The sequence below is a fragment of the Roseateles saccharophilus genome (genome assembly GCF_004342485.1).
In the GTDB taxonomy this organism is placed as follows: domain Bacteria; phylum Pseudomonadota; class Gammaproteobacteria; order Burkholderiales; family Burkholderiaceae_C; genus Pelomonas; species Pelomonas saccharophila.
The window spans coordinates 130,073-152,354 of the sequence record NZ_SMBU01000006.1; the positions used below are offsets into that span (position 1 = coordinate 130,073).

The window sequence follows — 22,282 nt, forward strand, 5'->3', positions numbered from 1 at the left end:
CCATGCCGGGTGTCCACGACCTGGCGCTGTTCGCCGCGACGGTGTTCGTGCTGAACGCGACGCCGGGCGTGGACATGGCCTACACCGTGGCCAGCACCTTGCGCGGCGGCTGGCGCCAGGGCGTGGCCGCCGCCATCGGCATCATGGCCGGCTGCGTGCTGCATACGCTGGCGGCGGCCTTCGGCCTCGCGGCGCTGCTGGCCACGTCGGCCGAGGCCTTCACGGTGGTGAAGCTCGTGGGCGCCGCCTATCTGCTCTACGTCGCCTGGGGCATGGCGCGTGCCGGGTTCAGGCCCGGCGGCGAAGCGGCCCAGGCGGCCGCGCCGGCCTCGCTGTGGCGCACGGCCCGCCAGGGCTTCTTCACGAACGCCCTCAACCCCAAGGTGGCGCTGTTCTTTCTGGCCCTGCTGCCGCAGTTCATCGATGCGGGCGCGCCTGACAAGACCCTGGCCTTCCTCTTCCTCGGCGCCTGGTTCATCGTGCAGGGCCTGCTGTTCCTGCTCGCGCTGATCGCGCTGGTGACGCCGCTGCGCCGCAGCCGCCCGCGGCCCTGGGTCGGGCGCGGCCTCAACCTCGGCGGCGCCGGCCTCTTCACCGTGCTGGCGGCCAGGCTCGCCCTCACCCGACCATGAACGTCCTCATCATCGGCGCCTCGCGCGGCCTCGGTCTCGAATTCGTGCGCCAGTACCGCGCTGCGGGCGCGCGTGTCACCGCCACGGCGCGCGACGACGCGGGGCTGGCGCGCCTGGCCGAACTCGGTGCCAAGCCGCTGAAGCTCGACGTCGCCGACGCGGCCAGCGTGTCCGGCCTGGCCTGGCAGATCGATGGCGAGCGCTTCGATGTCGTCGTCATCAATGCCGGCGTGTTCGGGCCGCGCGCCGATGCGCTGCAGGTGCCCGCCGAGGCCGATTTCGACGCCGTCATGCGCACCAATGTGCTGGGCCCCATGCGCCTGCTGCCGCAGGTGGCCGACAACCTCGCCGACGGCGCCCGCCTGGCCCTGATCTCGTCGCGCATGGGCTCCATAGCCCTGCGCACCAGCGCCAGCGGCTGGCTCTACCGGGCCTCCAAGGCAGCCGTGAACTCGGTGATGAAGGACGCGTCGCTCGTGCTCGCGGGCAAGGCCACCGTCGTCAGCTTCCACCCCGGCTGGGTGCGCACCGACATGGGCGGCAGCGGCGCCGACATCGACGCGCCCACCAGCATCGCCGGCATGCGCACCGTGCTGGCCAGCGTGAAGCCGGCGGACACGGGCAGCTTCTTCAACTACGACGGGCAGCGGCTGGACTGGTGAGGGCGGCAGCCGGTCGGCCGTAACCAACCCTTACCTCCGGGGCAGGGGTTTGCTGCGCTAAGGTTCCGATCCTTCAGGAGCCGAATGGACATGCCCCTTTCAGACGCCGAAACGATGCTGGCACCGGTCCGCATCGGCGAGGTCTGCGAGCGTGTCGTCCGCTTCACGCGCGAGGACATCGCCGCCTTTGCTCGCCTGAGCGGCGACAGCAACCCGCTGCATCAAGACCTGCAGGCCGCGCGCCGGGCCCGCCGCGGCGACCTCATCGCCAGCGGCCAGCAGACGACGGCCCAGCTGATGGGCCTGGCCGCCAGCCATTTCTCGCGCGGCGTTGACGGCCAAGCGCGCGAGCTGCTGTGCCTCAATTTCAATTTCGCGTTCAAGGCGCCGGTGCTGGCCGAACGCGAGCTGCTGCTGCACTGGCGCGTGACCAGCGTGGAGTGGAATGCCGCCCTCGAGGGTTGGCTGGCCCATGTCGATGGCAGCGCCGCCGAGAGGCATGGTCAGGCCTGCGTGATCGGGCGCGGAACCTTGCTGGTCAAGACCGGCGTGGACTGAGCCCGGACCCGCGCTGCGGGGACAATGGAGGCACCCCAAACCAGAGGTCACAAGCTCACCATGCTGCTCCCCGAAGACCACCTCGCCGTGCAGGACGCCATCCGCGCCTTCGTGCAGGCCGAGATCGCCCCCCATGCCGCCGCCTGGGACAAGAACCACCACTTCCCGGCCGAACAACTGAAGGGCTTGGCGGCCCTGGGCTGCTATGGCGTGGCCGTGCCCACCGAATGGGACGGCGCGGGCCTGGACTATCTGGCCCTGGCCGTCATCCTGGAAGAGATCGCGGCCGGCGACGGCGGCACCAGCACGGTGGTCAGCGTCAACAACTGCCCGGTCTGCTCCATCCTGATGGCCTTCGCCAACGCCGAGCAGAAGGAACGTTTCCTGAAGCCGCTGGCGCGCGGCGACATGCTGGGCGCCTTCTGCCTGACCGAACCCCATGTCGGCTCCGAGGCCGGCGGCCTGCGCACTACCGCCACCCGCGATGGCGACGATTACGTGCTCAATGGCGTCAAGCAGTTCATCACCAGCGGCAAGCATGGCGATGTCGCCATCGTCATGGCCGTGACCGACAAGGCCGCCGGCAAGAAGGGCATCAGCGCCTTCGTCGTGCCGACCGACACGCCCGGCTACACGGTCGCGCGCATCGAGGAGAAGATGGGCCAGCACAGCAGCGACACGGCCCAGATCCTGTTCGAGAACTGCCGCGTCTCCGCAGCCAATCGCCTCGGCGACGAGGGCCAGGGCCTGAAGATCGCGCTGTCGGGCCTGGAGGGCGGGCGCATCGGCATCGCGTCGCAGAGCGTCGGCATGGCGCGGGCGGCGTTCGAGGCGGCGCTGCGCTACAGCAAGGAGCGCGTCACCTTCGGCCAGCCCATCTTCAACCACCAGGCCGTGCAGTTCATGCTGGCCGAGATGGCGATGCAGATCGAGGCGGCGCGCCAGCTGATCTGGCATGCGGCCAGCTTGAAGGACGCCGGCCGGCCCTGCCTGAAGGAGGCGGCCATGGCCAAGCTGTTCGCCAGCGAGATGGCCGAGAAGGTCTGCTCCCAGGCCATCCAGATCCACGGCGGCTATGGCTACCTCAGCGACTTCCCCGTCGAGCGCATCTACCGCGACGTGCGCGTCACGCAGATCTACGAGGGCACGAGCGAGGTGCAGAAGATCCTGATCGGCCGCGCGCTCGCCTAGGCGAAGTGGATCTCCGTGCTCGGTCGCACATGACCGAGCCGCGGCATCACAAACTTGAACGAGGCCTGGTGCGGCTCGGCGACGGGCGCACTGCACAGGTCTTCGGCGATCCAGAGCTGGTAGCCCAGCTCCCAGGCCGCGCGCGCCGTGCCCTCCACACCGATGTGGGTGACGATGCCGCCCAGCACCAGCGTCGTGATGCCGCGCCGGCGCAGCTGCAGGTCCAGCTCGGTGCCGTGGAAGGCATTCCACTGGCGCTTGACGATGGCCACATCGCCCGGCTGCGTGGGCAGCCCGGCGGGGTCGTCCCACCAGTGCGCCGGCAGGCCGCCGGGCGGCAGCGGCGCAGGCTGGTCGGTGCTCTGGCGCAGCAGCTCGGGGAAGCCGCGGGACCAGCCCACCTTCACGCGCACGACCAGCCCGCCACGGTCGCGCAAGCGGGCCGCCAGCGCGGCGGCGCGGCTCACCACGTCCGCCGCGGCATGGGGTTCGCGGCCGAAGCCGAGGATGCCCTGCTGCAGGTCGACGAGGACGAGGGCGGTCTGGGAGGGGTTTAGCATGGGAAGCTCAATTCATGAGGATTTGCTCATGAATTTAAGTTTATGAATGAATCCTCACAAACGTCAAGCAAGGCCGGCCCGCGCGCGCCCCGCCGCGATCGCGGCCATGCCCGCGTGGAGGTGCTGCTGAGCGCCGCGGCCCAGGTGTTTGCGGACAAGGGCTACGAGGCCGCGACGACGACCGAGATCGCCGCTGCCGCGCAGTCGTCCATCGGCTCGCTCTACCAGTTCTTCCCGACCAAGCAGGCGGTGGCCCTGGCGCTGATCCGGCAGCAGTCGGCCGACCTGGGCGCCCGCCTCGCCGCGATGGCCGAGGCCAGCGCCGGCTGGGATGTGGACGAGGTGGCGCGCCGGCTGGCCGGCGCACTCGTCGACTTCCGCGCCAGCCACCCGTCGTTCGCGCGGCTGATCGACACGCCCGGCGCGCCCGAGGCCGTCGTGCTCGACGTACGCCGCGGCATGCGGCTGCAGCTGGCCGCAATCCTGGCGCCGCATGCGCCTGCGCTCGGCAGGGCGCGGCTGATGGCGGTGGCTGCCGTGGTGCAGCAGGTCATGAAAAGCGCCGTCGCGCTGAACGACGACCCGGCCGCCGACAACCCCAGCGCAGCCCGGGCCGCGCTGGCGGAACTGCGCGAGATGTTGCGCGTCTACCTAGGGGCGGCACTGGCGTGAAACCTGCACGCGGCCGTACAGGCCGCTGGGCTACATTGAGGCAAGGCACCCGCAAGAGGAGACAAGCCCGATGCTCACCAACCTGTCCATCGCCCAGCGCCTGGCGCTCTATCTGTCCCTGTCCATCGCGCTGCAGGTCTACGTCATCTGCGGTGTGCTCTACGGCATGCCGGCGGGCTGGCTGATCGGCGGCAGCCTGGTGCTGGGCGGTGCCATCGCCTTCGTCTACCTGGACGGCGCCAAGAGCGTCGGCGACTTCCTCGGCGACCTGCTCAGCGGCGCCCACCGCATGAGCGAGGGCGACCTGCGCGAGGACCTCGTGCTGCGCGGCAACTCCAGCGCCCGTGCCGGCATGTCGGCCCTGGTGAGGCTGCAGGACACGCTGCGCAACATGATGGGTACGCTGCGCGATGGCGCCGAGCAGGTCAACACGGCGGCCAGCGAGATCGCCGCCGGCAACCTCGACCTGAGCCAGCGCACCGAACAGGGCAGTGCCGACCTGCAGCAGGCCGCCAGCTCCATGCGCCAGATGACCGAGGCCGCCCGCCACAGCAGCGAGGCCATGGGCGAGGCCAGCGCGCTGGCGCAAAACACCGCGGCCCAGGCGCGCGAGAGCGGCGCCGTGGTGCTGAACGCGGTGGAGGCGATGAACGGCGTCAGCCAGAGCAGCCGCAAGATCGCCGACATCATCGGCGTCATCGACGGCATCGCCTTCCAGACCAATATCCTCGCGCTGAACGCGGCGGTGGAAGCGGCCCGCGCCGGCGAGCAGGGCCGCGGCTTTGCCGTCGTCGCGGCCGAGGTGCGCAGCCTGGCCCAGCGCTCGGCCGGTGCGGCCAAGGAGATCAAGACGCTGATCAGCGCCAGCGTCGAGCAGGTGGACGCCGGCTCGCGCCTCGTCAATGACGCCGGCACGCAGATGCAGGAGGTGGTCGGCAGCGTCGAGCGCGTCGCCCATCTCATCAAGGACGCCACCGAGCTGGCCCGCACCCAGAGCGCCGGCCTGCGCGAGATCGCCGACTCGGTGGACCGGTTGGACCAGTCCATGCAGCAGAACGCCGCGCTGGTGGAAGAGGGCGCTGCCGCGGCGGAGAGCCTGAAGTCCCAGGCCCACCGGCTCAACGAGCTGGTGGGCAGCTTCAGGACGCGCTGAAAGGCCCGCGCGAGGCCGCGCCCCGCCGGGGGCTTGCGTTCACTTCAGCACCAGTTCGCGGATCAGCTCGCTGCCCAGCACCTCGCGCATCGGGCCGCGCTCGATGGTCGCCTTGTTCTGGGCGGCGTTGTTGCCCAGCACCTTGGCCATGACGGCCTCGGCCTCGTCCGTGCGGTCCAGCGCGGCCATGTTGGCGTAGGTGATGGTCAGGATCAGGTCCGGATCCTGGGGCGTGCGGGCCTGCTTGCCGAAGATCCTGTAGCCGAGGATCAGGCCGGCCTTCTTCTGCGCCTCCATGTTCGCCCGGTAGGTGGTGGACAGGAATTGCATGTAGTCGTCGAACCGGCCGGGCTTGATCTTGATGTAGGAGACCTCCGTGACGGGGCCATCCTTGTAGGGCTTGGCGTCCTGGGCCCAGCCGAGGGTCGAAGCGCCGGCCAGTGTCAGAGCGAGGAGGGTCTTTGACAGACTTTGCATGAAGGGCTCCTTGGATGTGTCGAGGATTTCGACCCCCTAGCTTGTAAGAGGGACGGCCCTTGCGGTGTTGACCTTGCCGCGCCCCTCATCCGCAAGCTTGGGGAAGCGCTCGGCTGCGTCGGCGCGCTGGTCGTGCAGCCGGGGCTCGCTGGCGTGGCCGGCCGCGCCGTCGATTCGCGCCTCATGCTCGCCATTCGTCGCAAGCCCGCGAGCGGCGGGGGCCACCCGCCCTAGCATCCGCGCCAATTCGATCCAGGAGGCGATGCATGGCGAACGAAGTTCTGGTGGCGCGGGGCCTGCGCAAGGCCTATGGCGAGCGGGTGGCGGTGCAGGAGGTCGACCTCGTGCTGCGGCCCGGCGAAGTGCTGGGCCTGCTCGGCCCCAACGGCGCGGGCAAGTCGACGACGGTGGGCATGATCTGCGGCCTGACCGTGCCGGATGCGGGCACGGTCACGCTGTCCGGCGGCACCAGCCTGGCCACCGACGAGGCCGGCTACAAGCGCCGCATCGGCCTCGTGCCGCAGGACATCGCGCTCTACGAGGAGCTGCCGGCGGGCATGAACGTCGAGCTCTTCGGCGCACTCTACGGCATGGCGCCCGAGCTGCTGAAGCGCCGCAGGGACGAGGTGCTGGCCATGGTCGGCCTCGCCGACCGCGCCCGGGACAAGCCATCCACCTTTTCGGGCGGCATGAAGCGGCGCCTGAACATCGCCTGCGCGCTGGTGCACGACCCCGAGATCCTGCTGCTCGACGAGCCCACGGCCGGCGTCGACCCGCAGAGCCGCAACGCCATCTTCGACAACCTGGAGATGCTCAAGCGCGCCGGCAAGGCCCTGGTCTACACGACCCACTACATGGAGGAGGCCGAGCGCCTGGCCGACCGCATCACCATCATCGACCACGGCCGCGTCGTTGCCGAAGGCAGGCAGGCCGAGCTGTTCGCGCGGCTGCCGGCCGCGCAGACCCTGCACGTCGAGATCGCCGGCGAGCCCGACGATGCACTGCTGGCCGGCCTGCCCGGCGTGAAGCGCAGCGGCCAGCGGCTGGACGTGAGCGTCGGCGACATCGCACGCGATGCCGGCCCGCTGCTGGCGGCGCTGGCCCAGCGCGGCGTGGAGGTGCGCGGCATCGCCTCGGCCCGCGCCACGCTCGAAGACGTCTTCCTGGCCCTGACCGGCCGCCAGCTCAGGGACTGAACCATGCAAGCCTTGCTCGCCCTCGTCCGTGCAGAGATCAAGCTGCACTTCTCCAACCGCCGCGCGGTGCTGATGAGCATCGTCGCGCCCATCCTCATCGCGGCCTTCTTCGGCAGCCTGTTCGGCGGCAGCAGCAGAACAGCCGGCATCCCGGTCGGCGTCGTCGACCTCGACGGCAGCCCGCTGTCGCAGCGTGTCGTGCAGGCGCTGCAGGCCGAGTCGTCGCTGAAGACGACAGCCGGCGGTGAGGCGGAACAGGCCGGGCTGCTGGCCCAGGTGCGCAGCGGCAAGCTGCGCGCCGTCGCCATCCTGCCCAGGGGCCTCGGCGCCCAGGCCGGCCGCGCGCTGTTCGGCGCCGGCGACAAGCCCGAGATCGCGCTGCACTACGACCCCTCGCAGGCCAGCGCGCTGGCCATCGTGCGCGGCCTGCTCGCGCAGACGCTGATGCAGGAGGTCAGCCGCGCCACCTTCAGCGCCAACAGCCCGGTGCTGGCCGACCTGAAGCAGCGCATCGAGCAGGACCGGGGCCTGGACCCCGAGCGCCGCGCCGAGCTGGCGCGCATGTTCGACAGCATCGGCGCCGTGCAAAGGCGCGAGGCCGCCCTGCCCGGGGCCGCGTCGGCACCCCAGGCCGGCGGCCTGTCCCTGCCCTACGCGACGCGCGAGATCGAGGCCGTGCAGACAGGCGCCAACGCGGCGCCCGTGGCCTACAACGGCTATGCCCATTCCTTTGCCGGCATGGGCGTGCAGTTCATCCTGATGGCCGGCATCGACATGGCCCTGGGCCTGCTGCTGATGCGCCGCCTGGGCCTGTGGAAGCGCCTGCGCGCCGCGCCGCTGTCGCGCACCCAGCTGCTGGGCAGCCGCATCGTCGCCAGCACGCTGATCTCGCTGATCGTCTTCGTGGTGATCTACGCGGTCGCCATCGCCGCCTTCGGCGTGCGCGTGCTCGGCAGCCCGGCCGGCCTGGCGCTGGTGCTGCTCTGCTTCTCGCTGCTGACGGCCAGCTTCGGCCTGCTCGTCGCGGCCCTGGGCCGCACGCCCGAGGCCACCCGCGGCCTGGCCATCCTGGCCACGCTGCTGATGGTGATGCTCGGCGGCGCCTGGGTGCCGGCCTTCATCTTCCCGGAATGGCTGCAGACCGTCTCCTTCGCCGTGCCGACGCGCTGGGCGGTGGACGCGCTGGACGCGATGACCTGGCGCGGCCAGCCCTTCTCGGCGGCACTGCTGCCCTGCGCGGTGATGCTGGGCTTCAGCGCGGTGTTCGCGGTGCTGGCGGTGTGGCTGTTTCGGTGGGAGGAGTGAGGGTGGGCTGCTCCCGAATCGCGCGCAGCCCTTCCCTGTACGTCGTGACGGCGAAGTCGGGGAAGCGACGCTTGAACTTGCTGGAGTCGAAGAGGTTGTCCTGCCGGTAGCGCGGCAGCAGTTCCCTGATCTCGCGGACTTCCTTCGAGAAGAGGCCGGCGGCGGTCATCGCCAAGCGGCTGACGACGCGGTAATCCGGCGGGCGGCCGAACACCTCGCTGGCCATGGCCACGAACTGCCTGTAGGTCCGGCGCTCGTCGCAGCAGGGCAGGTGCCAGGTCTGGCCGAACGCGTCCGACGCGTTGCCCAGGGCCGCCAGCGCGCGGCTGGCGTCGGGCGTCCAGATCAGCGTCCGGCGCGTGTCGTCGCGCACCGGCACGCGGGGCTTCTGGCCAAGCCTGAGCCTGTCGATGACCAGCGCGTTCGTGAAGCTCTGCGTCTTGCCCGGGCCATAGAACTCGGGGGGCCGGCCGATCAGCACGGGAATGTCCCCGCGCGCCATTTCCTGCAGCACCATGGACGCCATCTGGGCGCGCACCCGGCCCTTGCGACCGACCGGCTCGAAGGGCGCATCCTCGGTCAGCAGCCGGTCGTCCTGCGGGTACATATAGGTGTTGTCGAAATAGACGAACTTGGCGCCTGCAGCCCGGCAGGCGTCCAGGGAGTTCCTCAGCATGACCGGGAATTGCACCTCCCACAGCGCCGTATCCGGTGGCAGGCCGGCCGTGAAGTAGACGACTTCGCTGCCCCTGACCGCCGTGGCCGTCTGCCCGGCATCCGGCAGGTTGGCCGGCAGCAGCTCGTCGGTGTCGTTGACCTTGCGGGGATTGCGGCTCACCAGCCGCAAATCGCTGGTGTAGTTCCGCCGCAGTTCGCGGGCCAGCTCGACGGCGATCTGGCCGGTTGCGCCCAGGATGGTTTGCATGGCTTCCTTCCGATCTCCAATTGCGGCGACGGCTGCGATGGCTCACAGCGGCTTGGGGGCGTACAGCGCGCCCTGGAACTCCGGCACGTATTCGTACTTCACCAGCCGGCCCAGTTTCAGTGCCTTGATGTAGGTCGACAAGCTGCCGTCGCCCAGCGTCAGCCTCACGGATTCGGCGCTGGAGCTGCTGGCGTGGCTGAGCTGGCGCGAGATCGAATGGCCCGTGGTCGGCCGCCCCTGGCGGTCGACGTTGGTGAAGCTGTTGGTCACCAGGGTCTCCTTGCTGGACAGGTCGCTCAGCCGCCGGGTTTCGAGGGTCATGTCGAGCTTCTTCGTTTCGCTGTCGAAGATTTCGACGACGACCGAGGTCTCGGTCTCGGTGTAGCGGATTTCGGTCAGCCACTTGGGCAGGTTGTAGCCCACGACGCCGCGCACCCGCGCCAATTCGGTGTCTACCGGCAGCTTGAGCACATAGCCCCAGTAGTCGTTGGACATCGACTGGCCCAGCAGCGTGAAGGGACCGAAGCTGCTCGCACCGGGCCGGTTGGTGACGACGGACAGGCCGATCTCGTTGTAGGCGTCGTTGTCGCAGTAGCGGTAGGTGTAGGCGGTGAGGGCGACGAGGCCACGGCCCGGCCACACCTGCAGCGGCTGGACCTGCTCCAGCACTTTCGCCGGCATCAGCGCCTTCAGCCTGTCGAGGTCGGCTGTGAAGATGGCCGTGACGCGGCTGTTGCTGTAATAGAAGTTCGGCGAGTAGGACTCGAAGCCGATGTCGACCCTCTCCTTCTTCAGCTGCCTGAACCAGCTCAGGTCGATGTCGGGGGCTTCCTTGGCGATGGCCGACAACGGCGGGTTGGAGCGGAAGCGGTCATACAGCCCGCCATTGACCACGGGGACCTTGTGGCCGGCCAGGTCGATCCGCGTGGGTTCCGCCAGCGCATGACTGGCGACAGCGTTCAATCCGGGGCCGGCTGATGCGGCGATAGTCCCGTGGTTCATGGCGATATCCCTCTGGTTCGGACAAGTTGATGGGCCCTCGCTTGAGGACGGCGAAACTCTAAGATTCAAGTCAACTTGAAAGTCAAGGATTCTTTGAGAGCCACCATGCGGATCAGCAAACTAGCCAGGCGCAGATCCTGGTCACCATCGGCAGCGCCAGGAACCGCCCGGGCGCCCTGGCCTGCGCCAGAGCCGTGCGCCGAACGGCGTGCTACCGCCTAGCTCGGCTTGTCACACGGCCTGCGCATAGTCGCCGCATCGAATGCCCATCCCGGAGACGACCATGACCCTGGCGCGTGCTGCCCTGTCCATCCTTATCGCCGCCGCGTTCGGCGCTGTCGCGCCGCAGGCCCATGCGGCCGACCAGACCCAGCCCGGCGCCGGCAATGCCCAGGCCGACCGGACCGCCGCTGCGTCGCCGCGCGTGCGCGAGGCGCATGAATTCCTGCTGCGCCAGGCCCGCGCCATCAAGAACCGCGCGCTGCGCGAGGCGACGCTCGAACTGCTGGGCGGTCGGGGCTTCTGCGTGCGCTCCCGCGTGGGCGTGGACGACGGGACGAAGGCCGCGTTGCTGGCCCGGCTGACCGCCGCCGGCCTCGTCAACCCCGCGGACGATGCGAGCTTTCCCGGCGGGCTGAGCGCTGGTGTCTTCCCGCCGCTGCTGGCTGCCGACACGGCCTGCCCGCGCTTGCCGATGGCCTTCGACTCGGCGCCGGGCAGCGCCTTCGGCAGCCATCACGGCTACCCGGGCGGCCTGCCCATCCACGAGGCCAACAACCTGCGCGCCGGGCTGGGCCTGGCCGACGGCTACCGCAAGAGCTACCGCGGCGTCGAGGCCGGGGAGGAGCATGGCCACGACGACGAGGACCCTAGCTGGCAGCGCTCGGCCTTCTTCATCGATCAGGACATCGTCATCGCCGCGCCGATCTGGCATGACTGGGCAAAGACACTGGTATTCCAGTGGGCGGCAGACGGCTCCGAGTTCAGGGAACTGTCCTTCGGCGGCACGCCGGCCAACGGCACGGCGACGGGCGGCCACCACATCATCAGCATCGCCGAGTCGATGAAGCGCGCCTTGCCGCCCGCCTTCGTCATCGCCCAGGCCTCGGCGCACAGCAACCCTACGCTGGGCAACGAGTTCAAGGTCGTCGCCTGGCTGCGCGCGGCCGCCGTCCTGGCCCAGCTCGACCCGGTGGTGGCGGGCTATCTCGTGCAGGACGCGCAGGGCGGCTTCCACCTGCCGCCGCTGCGCAAGCTGGCCGAGGGTGTCGACCTCGTCGGCGCGGGCCAGACCAATCTGCTCGCCGAGTACACCATCCACAACCTGTCGGACGGCGATTTCACGTTCTCCATCCCGGCCGCCGGCGACGCGGCCCTGCTGATCGCCAGGCTCGCGCCCAGCTACGGCTTCGACCCGGCCAGTGTGGCCACCTACAACACGCTGTACCGCAACCCGGTGTTCGCCAACATCAGCCAGGAGCGCATCCTGGTGCTGTACGGCAATGGCGGGCTGGCCGCGGTGCAGGCCGAACTGGACGCGCTGCACGCACGCCACGGTTTCTAGTTCACAGGATCGTCGACACCCAGCGGCTGAAGCGCGGCGCCAGCCGCCAGCCGTCCTCGCCCAGCCAGTCCGCCGACACCAGCACATGGTGGGCGCGGCCGATCAGCTTCTCGCGCGGCACGGTGCCGATGAAGCGCGAGTCGGCGCTGTTGTCGCGGTTGTCGCCGAGCAGGAAGTAGCGGCCCGGCGGCACGGTGATCTCGGTCATGTCGCGCCGCGCCGGCGTGGCGGGCAGGAACTGCACGGCATGGGGCCGGCCGTCCAGTTCCTCGGTCGCGCGCACCGCGTCGACGACCCAGCCCGGCGCCAGCGTCTCGCCGCGGCGCCGGGCGTCGCGGTAGGCCAGCGGCCGGCCGTTCAGGATCAGCACGTCGTCGCGCATCGCGATGCGGTCGCCCGGCAGGCCCAGCACGCGCTTGATGAGCCGCGTGCCGTCGGTCGGCGAGTTCAGCGTGACGACGTCGCCGCGCTGCGGCTCGCCCAGGGGCAGCAGCACGATGTCCGTCAGCGGCTGCTTCAGGTCATAGGCCAGCCGGTTGACGAGCACGACATCGCCCTCCAGCAGCGTCGGCCGCATCGAGGCCGAGGGAATGGGGTTCCAGTCCGCGACCGCGGTGCGCAGCAGCGCGAAGCTGAACAGGAAGAGGATGAAGCCGCGGTTGGCCTTCAGGGTGTGTCGGATGTCCATGCCGGCATGTTGGGCGGGGCGGCCCGCCGGCCGGCGGCTGAGCGGGCGAGCGGCGGGGCGGGGTGCGCCAGTGGCAGCTGGCACGCGCGAATGGCGCCCGGTGCCCGGCGGCACCGGCAGTGCCTGGCCGCGCCTGGGCACGCAGGGGCGACGCCGAAGTGATCGACGCCGCCCCGTCCGACGAGCTCAGGGGAAGCTGAAGTTCGTCGTCGTCGCGCCGCCTGCGGTCAGCGTCAGCGGGCCCGCGGTCTTGACGGCTCCGGCAGAGCTTGCCTCGAGGCCGAACTTGGCGGCGGTGGCCGCGTCGGCGCTGAAGCTCAGCGTGCCCTGCGGTGCCACGAAGGCGGCCACCATCGTCGCGCTGACCGGCAGCGCGTAGCTGTAGGTGCCCGTTGTGGCGTCGACGGCGCGGCCGATGATCTCGACCTTGTCGCCGTTGGCCAGTGTCTGCAGCGCGCGCACGCTTGCGTCGATGGGCGTCGTCGTGGTGGTCACGGTGCCGGCGGCGGTGCCGCTCAATGAAGCGGCCAGGGTCAGCGGCGTGGCGGAGGCGTTCAGCAGCGTCACGGTGGAGGCGGTCACGGTCAGGCCGGTGACGACTTCGCTGGCGCGGCCCGGCGCGGTGACGACGAGGTCGTAGCTGCCCGGCGCGACCGGCTGCAGCAGGAACTTGCCGGTGGCGTCGGGCGCGGTGGCCTTCACGACCATGCCACCCTGCTGCACGGACACGAGGGTGTTGCCGTTGGCAAGCGACGCATCCACATAGCCGCTGACGCCGGAGATGAAGTTGGGCGTGACGGCGACCACCGGCTTGAGCTGGTATTTGCCGGAGTTGCCTGCCGAGACGACGGATTTGCAGGCGTTGAAGTCGAGCACGAAATCGGCCAACTGGTTGGCGGCGATGTTGATGTCGACGTTCATTTTGAGGCCGGTCTGCACACCGCTGGGGGTATCCAGCGCGACCTCGCTGCCGCCGGTGGGCATGACCGAGTTCAGCAGCGGGTTGGTGCTGTCGTTGGCAGCCAGCACGAGGCGCATCTGGGTGTAATGACCCACCTGCAGCGGGATCTGGCCGAGCGAGGTCAGCACGCCGTTGGTCAGCGTCAGCAGGTCGACGCGCTTGGGCGTCGAGAACGCGAGGTCGGTCCAGCCGGCGTCGGTGTCGCTGGCGGTGCTGCTCTGGTTGACGCGGATTTTCTGGATGGCCACGTTGACGTGGTCGTAGCCGCAGCTCGGGGCGTCGGTGAGGGAGAGGCCGAGCGTGCCGGTGTCGGCCGTGCCGCCACCGCCTCCGCCGCCGCAGGCGGCCAGCAGGGCCAGGGAGACCGACGCGAGAGCGGCGCCGAGCTTGTGTTGGATGTTCATGATTGCTCCTGATGGATCGGGGTGGCGGGATGATGGGCGGGCCACCCATTCCGACAACGTCAGGAGGCTGTCAAACCTTCCCTCGATTTGTGTCTGCTTGTGAGTAGGCTCGGCGGATGGCTCCGCCCCGGCGACCAAGCCGCGGCGCCAGCCGTCGTGGGAGGCCGTCGGCGGGCCGTTCGGGGGCGGCACGTCGCCTGGTCTTTTTCGGCCGCTTGTTGGCATAGTCGCCATCGCGCCGCAGCGCGAACGAAGGACCACCCATGAACGAGACCACCCGCCTCAACCACCTCAAGCTGGCGCTGCGGGGTTTCGCCGCGGTGTTTGTCTTTGGTGTGTATCCGCTCACGGTGCTCTGGCCTTCGGGGTGGTGCTGGAGCCCCGGGCAGTCCGAGTATCTGCAGATGATCATCGCGATCTACGCCACGCTGGGCGTCTTCCTGTGGCTGGCCGCGCGCGACCCCGGGCAGCAGCTGGGCCTCATCTCGTTCACGATCTGGTCCAGCATCGCGCACGGCGGCACGATGGCCGTGCAGTCCATCGCGAACCCGCAATATGTCGGCCATCTGTACGGCGACGTGCCGGCTCTTTTCATCGTGGCTGCGGTGCTGGGCTGGCTGTCGCCTCGCGCGTTGTGGCTCAAGTTCGGCGCCGCCACGGCCTGACCGCCCTGCGTTTGCCAAGGAAACCCTCCCATGCACAAAGGCAGCTGCCACTGCGGCGCCGTCAGGCTGACGCTCCCTTCCACGCCCGACGTGGCGACGTCATGCAATTGCTCGCTTTGCCGTCGCATCGGCGGCCCGTGGGCCTACTTCGAGTTCGGCACGATCCGGATCGAAGGCCACCCCGAGAACACCGTCGACTACGTCCAGGGCGACAAGACCCTGCGCACGATCCGCTGCCGGACCTGCGGCTGTGTCACGCATTGGGAGCCGATCGATGTCACGCCGGGCGCCAGGCACGGCGTCCACCTGGGCAACTTCGATCCGGAGCTCGTTGCGTCGATCAGGGTGCGCAAATTCGATGGCGCCAAAACCTGGAAATTCCTTGACGAGCTGCCCTCGACCGATGAGCCGCCGTCGTCGTCAGGCGGGACCTGACCCGATCAACAGGGGCTTGCGAATGAATGCTTCCCTTTTGCTCTGGGGCGTGCTGTTCGGCTCGCTGGGGCTGGGCTATTTCGTCTATGGCAAGAAGCAGGGTGCGGTGATGCCGCTGCTTTGTGGCCTGGGGCTGATGGTCTTTCCCTACTTCATCTCCAGCATCTGGCTGCTGGTGGGTGTCGGCGTGGTGCTTGCGGCGCTGCCCTATTTTTTCCGGCGTTGAGCGCAGACACCTGGCGGCTGTGTCCCTTCGCCGGCCACTTGTGTGGTTCGCTGAAGCATGGTGGCCGGCTTCAATGCCCTGGGCGAGACTGCAAACGACGGTCAATCGCCAGGGGCGCCAGACCCCGACGCTACACTGACCGCATGCCCGTTCTGCTTGCCGTTGACAGCTCCACCGAGACGATGGCCCTGGCCCTCGTGACGCCGGGGCAGACGGCGGTGTTCGAGGCCCAGGGCGGTGCCCAGGCCTCGGCGCGCATGCTGCCCGAGATCAAGGCCCTGCTGGCCGGCGCCGGCCTGAAGATGGCCGACCTGGACGCCATCGCCTTCGGCCAGGGCCCGGGCGCCTTCACCGGCCTGCGCACCGCCTGCGCGGTGGCCCAGGGCCTGGCCTTTGGGCTGGCGAAGCCGGTGCTGGCCGTCGACAGCCTGATGCTGGTGGCCGGGGACGCGCGCACCCAAGGGGCCGGCGACGATATCTGGGTCGCGATGGATGCGCGCATCGGCGAGATCTACGCCGCCCGCTACCGCTGGGCCGACGGGGCCTGGGCCGTGGCCGACGCGCCGGCCCTCTACAAGCCCGAGGCGCTGGCCGCGCACTGGGGCCGGCCGGCCGCCGTGGCCGGCACGGCGCTGGCCGAGTACGCGGCGGCGCTGGGCGAACTGCCCGCCACCGTCTGGCCGCAGGCCCGGTCGCGCGCCCAGGCGCTGGCCGCGCTGGCGCTGGCCGCCTGGCAGCGCGGCGAGGGCCGCGACGCGGCCGAGGCGTTGCCCGTCTATGTGCGCGACAAGGTCGCGCTGACGACGGCCGAGCGCGAAGCCGCCAGGGAGGTTCGGCCATGAACGCCATCGTCCAGCCCGACCCGCCGGCCTGGGAGGCCGCCGGCATGCGCCTGCCGGACCTGACCGAGGTCATGGCCGTCGAGCGTCAGGCCTATCCGGTGCCATGGACGCACGGCAATTTCGTCGACTCGCTGGCCGCCGGCTATCCGTCCGAGGTGCTGCGCGGCCCGCGTGCCGCGTTGCTGGGCTACTGGGTGGCCATGCCCGGCGTGGACGAATTGCACCTGCTCAACATCACCGTCGCGCCGGCCTGGCAGGGGCGCGGCCTGGCCGTCGTCATGCTGGACCGCATCGTCAGCGCCTGCCGCCAGCGCGGCCTGAGCCAGCTGTGGCTGGAGGTGCGCGTCAGCAATGCGCGGGCGCGCGACGTCTACTTGCGCTACGGCTTTGCCGAAGTGGGCCGGCGCCGCGCCTACTACCCGGTGCCGCAGGGGGCGCGCGAGGACGCGGTGCTGATGAGCCTGATGGTGGCCGGTTGACCATGGCTTGGGACGCACGTCAGCGCGCGATGCTGGCCGAGATGGGCTTCCGGCTGCCGGCCGCGAGCCAGGCCGGCGTGGCCGAACCCGAGGCGGAGGTCGAGCCTGATCCCATCGTCGTCGCGGCGCCGCCGCCCGCCGTCGTGCGGGTCTCGGCGCCGATGCCGGCAGCGGCCCCGGCAGCGGCGCCCCGCCCGGTCATCGCGGCCAGCTTCGCCGGCCTGGACCTGCCGGCCCTGCGCGAGGCCGTGTCGGCCTGCCGCGGCTGCGGCCTGTGCGCGCAGCGCCGCCATGCCGTCTTCGGCGGCGGCGCGCTGCAGCGGGCGCAGTGGCTGGTCGTCACCGACCCCGTGGACGATGCCGACGACGCGGCCGGCGAGGTCCTCGGCGGCGAGGCCGGCCGGCTGCTGGACCGCATGCTGCTGGCCGCCGGCCAGTCCCGCACGGGCGAGGCCGCGACGGCCTTCGTGACCCCGATCGTCAAATGCCGCCCGCCGCGCGGCCGCCCGCCGCAGCCGGCCGAGCTGGACGCCTGCGAGGTCGTGCTGGCCCGCCAGGTGGAGCTGCTGCAGCCGCGCGTCGTGCTGGCCCTGGGCCTGCAGGCCGCGCGCCGCCTGACCGGCCTGGCCGAGCCCCTGGGCCGGCTGCGCGGGCGCGTGCATTCCTGGCGCGAACTGCCCCTCGTCGTCACCTACCATCCGGCCTATCTTCTGCGCTCGCCGGCCGACAAGGCCGGCGCCTGGGACGACCTGTGTCTGGCCCGCCGAACGCTGCAAACTCCGTGACCGCGCCCACCGTCATCGACCTCGAGCGCCAGGCGCTGGACGCGGCGCGCTTTCGCATGCTGGCCGACCATGTGCCGGCCTGGATCGCGCTGTACGGCGCGTCCGACCACCGCTGCCTGTTCGCGAACCGGGGCTATGCCGAGGCCTTCCACCTGACGCAGGACTCCATCGTCGGCATGCACTTCAGCGACATCGTCGGCGCGGAGGCCTATGCCCAGGTACGCGGCTCGGTGGACCTGCTGGTGCGCGAGCTCAGGCCGGTGGTCTATGAGCGCGAGCTGGTGCATCCGAATGGCGAGCCGACCTGCCTCGAGGTCCACCTGATCCCGCAGTTCGACGCCGAGGGCGTGCTGCTGGGCAGCTGGGTGCTGGTCTACGACATCACCCGCCACCGCCTCGCGGAGCGTCGGCTGCGCGAGTCCGAGGGGCGGCTGGACAAGTTCATGCAGGCCTCCGTGGAAGGCATCCTCTTCCACCGCGACGGCATCATGACCGACGTGAACCAGCCGTTGTGCGCGATGACGGGCTGGTCGGCGGCCGAGCTGATCGGCCAGCATGTGCTGGCCTATGTCGCCGAGGACGAGCTGCCCAAGGTGCGCGAGGTCATGCGCCAGGGCCAGGAGCTGCGCTACGAGACGGTCATCCGTCACCGCGACGGCTCGCGCGTGCCGGTCGAGCTCATCATGCGCACGATGGAGCGCGACGGCGAGCGGCTGCGCATGGCCGTCGTGCGCGACATCCGCGACCGCCTGGCCAGCGAGGCCCGCATCCAGCATCTGGCCCACCACGACGCGCTGACCGGCCTGCTCAATCGCGCCGCCTTCATGGACCGCATGGCGCTGCTGATGCGCCACGCCGAGCGTAAGGGCGAGACGCTGGCCCTGCTCTTCATCGACCTGGACAACTTCAAGCGCGTCAACGATTCGCTGGGCCACCTCGAGGGCGACCAGGTGCTGACGACGGTGTCCGAGCGCCTCGTCAGCGCGCTGCGCGCAAGCGACCTGGTGGGCCGCTTCGGCGGCGACGAGTTCGTCGTACTGCTGACCGACCTGAACAGCCGCGCCGACATCAAGGTGGTGCTGGACGCGCTGCTGTCCGTCGTCGAGGTGCCGGTCAAGGCCGACGGCCGCGCGCTGTCGGTCACGCCCTCCATCGGCGTGGCCGTCTACCCGGACGACGGCCGCCAGGCCGACGAGCTGATCCAGCATGCCGACACGGCCATGTACCGCGCCAAGGCGCGTGGACGCGCGACCTACCAGTTCTTCGAGTCGGTGCTGGCCGAGACGGCCTATGCCGACCTGGTGCTGGAGGCCGAACTGGCCCAGGGGCTGACGCGCAACGAGTTTGAGCTCTTCTTCCAGCCCCAGGTCGAGGCGACGACGGGCCAGCTCTCGGGCGCCGAGGCCCTGCTGCGCTGGCGCCACCCGCAGCGCGGCCTGCTCGGGCCGGACGCCTTCATCTTCGTCGCCGAGCGCCACCGGCTGATGCTCGCCCTGGGCGAATGGGTGCTGCGCGAGGCCGCCGCGACGGCGCGGCGCTGGCGCGAGCAGAAGCTGACCCATGGCCACGGGCCGATGCGCATCGCCGTCAACCTGTCGCGCATGCAGTTCCACCTCGATGGCTTTGCCGACACGGTCAGGCGCGTGCTGGACGACTCCGGCGCCCAGGGCCAGTGGCTGGAGCTGGAGCTGACCGAGCGCATGCTGATGGACCACATCGAGCACGCGCCGGCCACGCTGGCGCAGCTGCGCGCGCTGGGCCTGACCGTCTCGGTCGACGACTTCGGCACCGGCTACACCTCGCTCGCCCATCTGACCGAGCTGCCGCTGGACAAGCTCAAGATCGACCAGAGCTTCGTCGCCCGCCTGCCCGACGATGTGGGCGCCCAGGCCATCACCCGCGCCATCGTGCAGATGGCCGTGGGCCTGGGCCTGACCGTCACGGCCGAGGGCGTGCGCAGCGCCGCGCAATGGCAGCTGCTGGCCGGCTGGGGCTGCCAGCAGTTCCAGGGCGAACTGGTGGGCGCGCCGATGTCTGCGCCCGATTTCGAAGCCTGGGTGAAGGCCCGATGAACCTCGTCGACAAGCTGCATGCCGAGATCGCCGCGGCCGGGGGCTGGCTGCCCTTCGACCGCTTCATGGCCACGGCGCTGTACGCGCCCGGCCTGGGCTATTACGCCGGCGGCCGGCGCAAGTTCGGCCAGATGCCCGGCGAGGGCTCGGACTTCGTCACCGCGCCCGAGATGTCGCCGCTGTTCGGCCGTGCGCTGGCCCGCCAGCTCGCCCAGGCCATGGATGCCAGTGGCTGCCGCGAGGTGATGGAGTTCGGCGCCGGCTCGGGCGCGCTCGCCGTCCACCTCATCGCCGAGCTGGACGCCCTCGGCGCCGGGCTGACCCGCTACCGCATCGTCGAGCTGTCGGCCGAGCTGCGCGAACGCCAGCGCGAGCGCCTCGTGCACTGGCGCGACCGCGTCGAGTGGCTGGACGAGCTGCCCGACGAGATCGAGGCCGTCGTCGTCGGCAACGAGGTGCTGGACGCGATGCCGGTGCAGCTCATCGCCTTCGACGGCCAGGCCTGGCGCGAGCGCGGCGTCGTGTCGGCGGGCGAAGGCTTCGCCTTCGAGGACCGCGACAGCATGCTGCGCCCGCCGCTGCAGGACCCCGGATACGGCGGCTTCGTGCCCGGCACCGTCACCGAGATCCACCCCCAGGCCGAGGCCTTCGTGCGCACGCTGGCCCGGCGGCTGAAGTGCGGCGCGGCCTTCTTCATCGACTACGGCTTCCCCGAGGCCGAGTACTACCACCCGCAGCGCCACGGCGGCACGCTGATGTGCCACCAGGGCCATATGGCCGACCCCGATCCGCTGCACGCCGTGGGCGACAAGGACATCACGGCCCACGTCAACTTCACCGGCATCGCGCTGGCCGGGCAGGACGCCGGCCTCGTCGTGCTGGGCTATACCAGCCAGGCCAATTTCCTGCTCAACTGCGGCATTGCCGATCTGCTGGCCGGCGCCACGCTGGGCGAGCGCGCGATGGCCCACCGCCTGCTGGCCGAGCACGAGATGGGCGAGCTGTTCAAGGTGATCGGCTTCGCGCCGCTGAATGCGCCCTTCGACGCGCTGGGTTTTGAACGCGGAGATCGCTCGCACAAGCTGTAGCCCACCCCGTACCCGCTTCGCGGACCCCTCAAGGGGGCGCTTCCAGCAGCCCGGCAAAGCCGGATCTGCGGAAGCCGCTGGATGGACCGCGGCTAACGCGCGGTGCATGCTTGAGCTTGTCGCGGAGGGCGTGTCGATGAGGTGTGGACTCTTGTTGCTGCTGTTGGCTGCCCCGGCGCTGGCGCAGGACCCGAACGCGGCGCGCAGCCTGGCGGCCGGCTGTGCGAGCTGCCATGGCATCGACGGCCGTTCGCGCGGCCCGGCGATGGCGCCGCTGGCCGGCATGAAGGCCGAGGTGATGCTGGCCTCGCTGGCCGACTACCGCAGCGGCCGCAAGGCCGGCACCGTGATGCCGCAGATCGTCAAGGGCTATACCGAGGCGCAGCTGCGCCTGGTGGCGGCCTATTTCGCGGCATTGCCGGCGGCGCCGGCCCGGCCATGATCGCGCGGCGCGAACTGCTGGCGGCCGGCGGCCTGGCGCTGGCGGGCTGCGCGGGCACGCCGCCCGGGGCGGTCCTCGGCCGCGTCGTCGTCGTGGGCGGTGGCTTCGGCGGCGCCACGGCGGCGCGCTACCTGAAGCTCTGGGGCGGCGCGGCCGTCGACGTGACGCTGGTGGAGCGCAACGAGGGCTTCATCTCCTGCCCGATGTCCAACCTCGTCATCGGCGGCGTGCGCGACGCCTTCAGTATCAGCCACGGCTATGCGGGCCTGGAGGCCCAGGGCGTGAAGCGCGTGGCGGCCGAGGTCGTCGGCATCGACCCGGCGCGCAAGACCGCCGCGCTGGCCGATGGCCGCCGCCTCGGCTGGGACCGCCTCGTGCTCGCGCCCGGCATCGGCTTCATGCTCGACGAGGTGCCCGGCCTCGCCGCGGCGCTGGACAGCGGCCGTGCCGTGCACGCCTGGAAGGCCGGCCTGCAGACCCTGCTGCTGCGCCGGCAGCTGCAGGCCCTGCCCGACGCCGGCGTCGTGCTGATGAGCATCCCGCGCGCGCCCTACCGCTGCCCGCCCGGGCCCTACGAGCGCGCCTGCCTGATCGCGGCCTATCTGCGTGCCGCCAAGCCGCGCGCCAAGCTGCTGGTGCTGGATGCCAACCCCGAGATCCAGAGCAAGCGCGCGCTGTTCGAGCGCGCCTTCGCCCAGCATCACGCCGGCGTGCTGGAGTACCGGCCGAATGCCGAGCTCAAGGAGGTGACGGCCGACGGCGTCGCGCGCTTCGAGTTCGAGGACGTGCGCGCCGACGTGCTCAACCTGATCCCGCCGCAGCGGGCCGGCGAGCTGGCGGCCGCCTTCGCCAACGTGAACCGCCGCTGGGTCGGCATCGACTGGCTGACGATGCAGGCTGAAGGTGTGCCGGGCGTGCACGTCGTCGGCGACGCCATCCTGTCGGCGCCCGGCACGCCGAAGTCCGGCCACCTCGCCAATCAGCAGGCCAAGCTGGCCGCGGCGGCCGTGCTGGCGCTGCTCAAGGGCGAGGCCGTGAACCCGGCGCCGCTGATGATGAACACCTGCTACAGCTTCGTCACGCCGACCGAGGCCATGCATATCGCCTCGGTCCATCAGTACGACGCCGCCGAGAAGACGATGAAGCCGGTGCCCGGCGCCGGAGGGCTGTCGCCGGCCGCCAACGTGGCCGAGGCCGGGCTGGCCCATGCCTGGGCCGAGAACATCTGGGCCGATACGCTGGCGCTGGGGCCGGAATCCGGTCGATCGGGCGTTTAGAGTCGCGCCCGACCGCACCGG

General features: G+C 70.5%; 25 protein-coding genes. 19 read left to right on the forward strand and 6 right to left on the reverse strand.

Features of this window, described 5'->3' with window-relative positions; translation table 11 throughout:
- Positions 1 to 2: 2 nt before the first annotated feature.
- The 4 genes from EV671_RS07310 to EV671_RS07325 all read left to right on the forward strand — a co-directional run bounded on the left by EV671_RS07310 (position 3) and on the right by EV671_RS07325 (position 3,043).
- Positions 3 to 632, forward strand: coding sequence for a LysE family translocator (locus tag EV671_RS07310; protein WP_132570637.1), 630 nt, complete (start codon positions 3 to 5; stop codon positions 630 to 632).
- A complete protein-coding gene (locus EV671_RS07315) occupies positions 629 to 1,294 on the forward strand; it encodes an SDR family oxidoreductase (RefSeq protein ID WP_132570638.1) in 666 nt (221 codons plus the stop codon). Before EV671_RS07310 ends, EV671_RS07315 begins: the two co-directional genes overlap by 4 nt.
- Before the next feature lie 90 nt (positions 1,295 to 1,384).
- Positions 1,385 to 1,852, forward strand: coding sequence for a MaoC family dehydratase (locus tag EV671_RS07320; RefSeq protein WP_165917494.1), 468 nt, complete (start codon positions 1,385 to 1,387; stop codon positions 1,850 to 1,852).
- A 60-nt stretch (positions 1,853 to 1,912) separates the two neighbouring features.
- A complete protein-coding gene (locus tag EV671_RS07325) occupies positions 1,913 to 3,043 on the forward strand; it encodes an acyl-CoA dehydrogenase family protein (protein ID WP_132570640.1) in 1,131 nt (376 codons plus the stop codon).
- On the opposite strand, the gene EV671_RS07330 is transcribed toward EV671_RS07325, so the two are convergent.
- Positions 3,040 to 3,603, reverse strand: a complete 564-nt coding sequence (locus tag EV671_RS07330; RefSeq protein ID WP_132570641.1) for a hydrolase — start codon at positions 3,601 to 3,603, stop codon at positions 3,040 to 3,042. The genes EV671_RS07325 and EV671_RS07330 overlap by 4 nt on opposite strands.
- Before the next feature lie 42 nt (positions 3,604 to 3,645).
- Here EV671_RS07330 and EV671_RS07335 point away from each other — a divergent pair, with 42 nt between their 5' ends.
- Complete coding sequence (locus tag EV671_RS07335; RefSeq protein ID WP_132570642.1) at positions 3,646 to 4,275, forward strand: TetR/AcrR family transcriptional regulator; 630 nt, start codon at positions 3,646 to 3,648, stop codon at positions 4,273 to 4,275.
- Between the two features lie 70 nt (positions 4,276 to 4,345).
- On the forward strand, positions 4,346 to 5,428 hold the full coding sequence (locus tag EV671_RS07340; protein WP_132570643.1) for a methyl-accepting chemotaxis protein: 1,083 nt from the start codon (positions 4,346 to 4,348) through the stop codon (positions 5,426 to 5,428).
- A 39-nt stretch (positions 5,429 to 5,467) separates the two neighbouring features.
- Here the strand turns inward: EV671_RS07340 and EV671_RS07345 are convergent, their stop codons facing one another.
- Positions 5,468 to 5,905, reverse strand: coding sequence for a hypothetical protein (locus tag EV671_RS07345; protein ID WP_132570644.1), 438 nt, complete (start codon positions 5,903 to 5,905; stop codon positions 5,468 to 5,470).
- A gap of 266 nt (positions 5,906 to 6,171) precedes the next feature.
- Here EV671_RS07345 and EV671_RS07350 point away from each other — a divergent pair, with 266 nt between their 5' ends.
- Together EV671_RS07350 and EV671_RS07355 are read left to right on the forward strand one after the other, a co-directional pair.
- Complete coding sequence (locus EV671_RS07350) at positions 6,172 to 7,101, forward strand: ABC transporter ATP-binding protein (RefSeq protein ID WP_132570645.1); 930 nt, start codon at positions 6,172 to 6,174, stop codon at positions 7,099 to 7,101.
- Positions 7,102 to 7,104: 3 nt separating this feature from the next.
- Positions 7,105 to 8,406, forward strand: a complete 1,302-nt coding sequence (locus EV671_RS07355; protein WP_132570646.1) for an ABC transporter permease — start codon at positions 7,105 to 7,107, stop codon at positions 8,404 to 8,406.
- On the opposite strand, the gene EV671_RS07360 is transcribed toward EV671_RS07355, so the two are convergent.
- Together EV671_RS07360 and EV671_RS07365 are read right to left on the reverse strand one after the other, a co-directional pair.
- Positions 8,354 to 9,331: an NAD-dependent epimerase/dehydratase family protein gene (locus EV671_RS07360; protein ID WP_132570647.1), complete on the reverse strand. Its 978-nt coding sequence runs from the start codon at positions 9,329 to 9,331 to the stop codon at positions 8,354 to 8,356. The two genes, EV671_RS07355 and EV671_RS07360, sit on opposite strands and share 53 nt — an antisense overlap.
- A 42-nt stretch (positions 9,332 to 9,373) precedes the next feature.
- A complete protein-coding gene (locus EV671_RS07365) occupies positions 9,374 to 10,333 on the reverse strand; it encodes an acetoacetate decarboxylase (ADC) (RefSeq protein WP_132570648.1) in 960 nt (319 codons plus the stop codon).
- A gap of 283 nt (positions 10,334 to 10,616) precedes the next feature.
- Here EV671_RS07365 and EV671_RS07370 point away from each other — a divergent pair, with 283 nt between their 5' ends.
- Entirely contained in the window at positions 10,617 to 11,897 is a 1,281-nt protein-coding gene (locus tag EV671_RS07370) for a hypothetical protein (protein ID WP_132570649.1), read from the forward strand.
- Position 11,898: 1 nt separating this feature from the next.
- Here EV671_RS07370 and lepB read toward each other — a convergent pair whose 3' ends face one another.
- Positions 11,899 to 12,585 (reverse strand): signal peptidase I, encoded by a 687-nt coding sequence (lepB, locus tag EV671_RS07375; protein WP_132570650.1) that lies wholly within the window; start codon positions 12,583 to 12,585, stop codon positions 11,899 to 11,901.
- Between the two features lie 186 nt (positions 12,586 to 12,771).
- Complete coding sequence (locus tag EV671_RS07380) at positions 12,772 to 13,950, reverse strand: DUF4382 domain-containing protein (protein WP_132570651.1); 1,179 nt, start codon at positions 13,948 to 13,950, stop codon at positions 12,772 to 12,774.
- 263 nt (positions 13,951 to 14,213) lie between these two features.
- On the opposite strand from EV671_RS07380, the gene EV671_RS07385 reads away from it, so the two are divergent.
- The 10 genes from EV671_RS07385 (at position 14,214) to EV671_RS07430 (ending at position 22,261) form a co-directional block, all read left to right on the forward strand.
- Entirely contained in the window at positions 14,214 to 14,615 is a 402-nt protein-coding gene (locus tag EV671_RS07385; protein WP_132570652.1) for a DUF6632 domain-containing protein, read from the forward strand.
- Between the two features lie 30 nt (positions 14,616 to 14,645).
- On the forward strand, positions 14,646 to 15,050 hold the full coding sequence (locus EV671_RS07390; protein WP_132570653.1) for a GFA family protein: 405 nt from the start codon (positions 14,646 to 14,648) through the stop codon (positions 15,048 to 15,050).
- A 22-nt stretch (positions 15,051 to 15,072) separates the two neighbouring features.
- Positions 15,073 to 15,276 carry a hypothetical protein gene (locus EV671_RS07395; protein ID WP_132570654.1) on the forward strand — a complete coding sequence of 68 codons (204 nt, stop codon included), beginning with the start codon at positions 15,073 to 15,075 and terminating at the stop codon, positions 15,274 to 15,276.
- 143 nt (positions 15,277 to 15,419) lie between these two features.
- Complete coding sequence (gene tsaB / locus EV671_RS07400; RefSeq protein ID WP_132570655.1) at positions 15,420 to 16,118, forward strand: tRNA (adenosine(37)-N6)-threonylcarbamoyltransferase complex dimerization subunit type 1 TsaB; 699 nt, start codon at positions 15,420 to 15,422, stop codon at positions 16,116 to 16,118.
- A complete protein-coding gene (gene rimI, locus EV671_RS07405) occupies positions 16,115 to 16,597 on the forward strand; it encodes a ribosomal protein S18-alanine N-acetyltransferase (RefSeq protein WP_132570656.1) in 483 nt (160 codons plus the stop codon). The genes tsaB and rimI overlap by 4 nt, the downstream gene beginning before the upstream one ends.
- Positions 16,598 to 16,599: 2 nt before the next feature.
- Positions 16,600 to 17,382: a uracil-DNA glycosylase gene (locus EV671_RS07410; RefSeq protein ID WP_132570657.1), complete on the forward strand. Its 783-nt coding sequence runs from the start codon at positions 16,600 to 16,602 to the stop codon at positions 17,380 to 17,382.
- Positions 17,379 to 19,454: a putative bifunctional diguanylate cyclase/phosphodiesterase gene (locus tag EV671_RS07415; RefSeq protein ID WP_132570658.1), complete on the forward strand. Its 2,076-nt coding sequence runs from the start codon at positions 17,379 to 17,381 to the stop codon at positions 19,452 to 19,454. The genes EV671_RS07410 and EV671_RS07415 overlap by 4 nt, the downstream gene beginning before the upstream one ends.
- Entirely contained in the window at positions 19,451 to 20,542 is a 1,092-nt protein-coding gene (locus tag EV671_RS07420) for a class I SAM-dependent methyltransferase (RefSeq protein ID WP_132570659.1), read from the forward strand. Before EV671_RS07415 ends, EV671_RS07420 begins: the two co-directional genes overlap by 4 nt.
- A 151-nt stretch (positions 20,543 to 20,693) precedes the next feature.
- Positions 20,694 to 20,984: a c-type cytochrome gene (locus EV671_RS07425; RefSeq protein ID WP_243655625.1), complete on the forward strand. Its 291-nt coding sequence runs from the start codon at positions 20,694 to 20,696 to the stop codon at positions 20,982 to 20,984.
- Positions 20,981 to 22,261 (forward strand): NAD(P)/FAD-dependent oxidoreductase, encoded by a 1,281-nt coding sequence (locus EV671_RS07430; RefSeq protein WP_132570660.1) that lies wholly within the window; start codon positions 20,981 to 20,983, stop codon positions 22,259 to 22,261. Before EV671_RS07425 ends, EV671_RS07430 begins: the two co-directional genes overlap by 4 nt.
- The last annotated feature ends 21 nt before the right edge of the window (positions 22,262 to 22,282 follow it).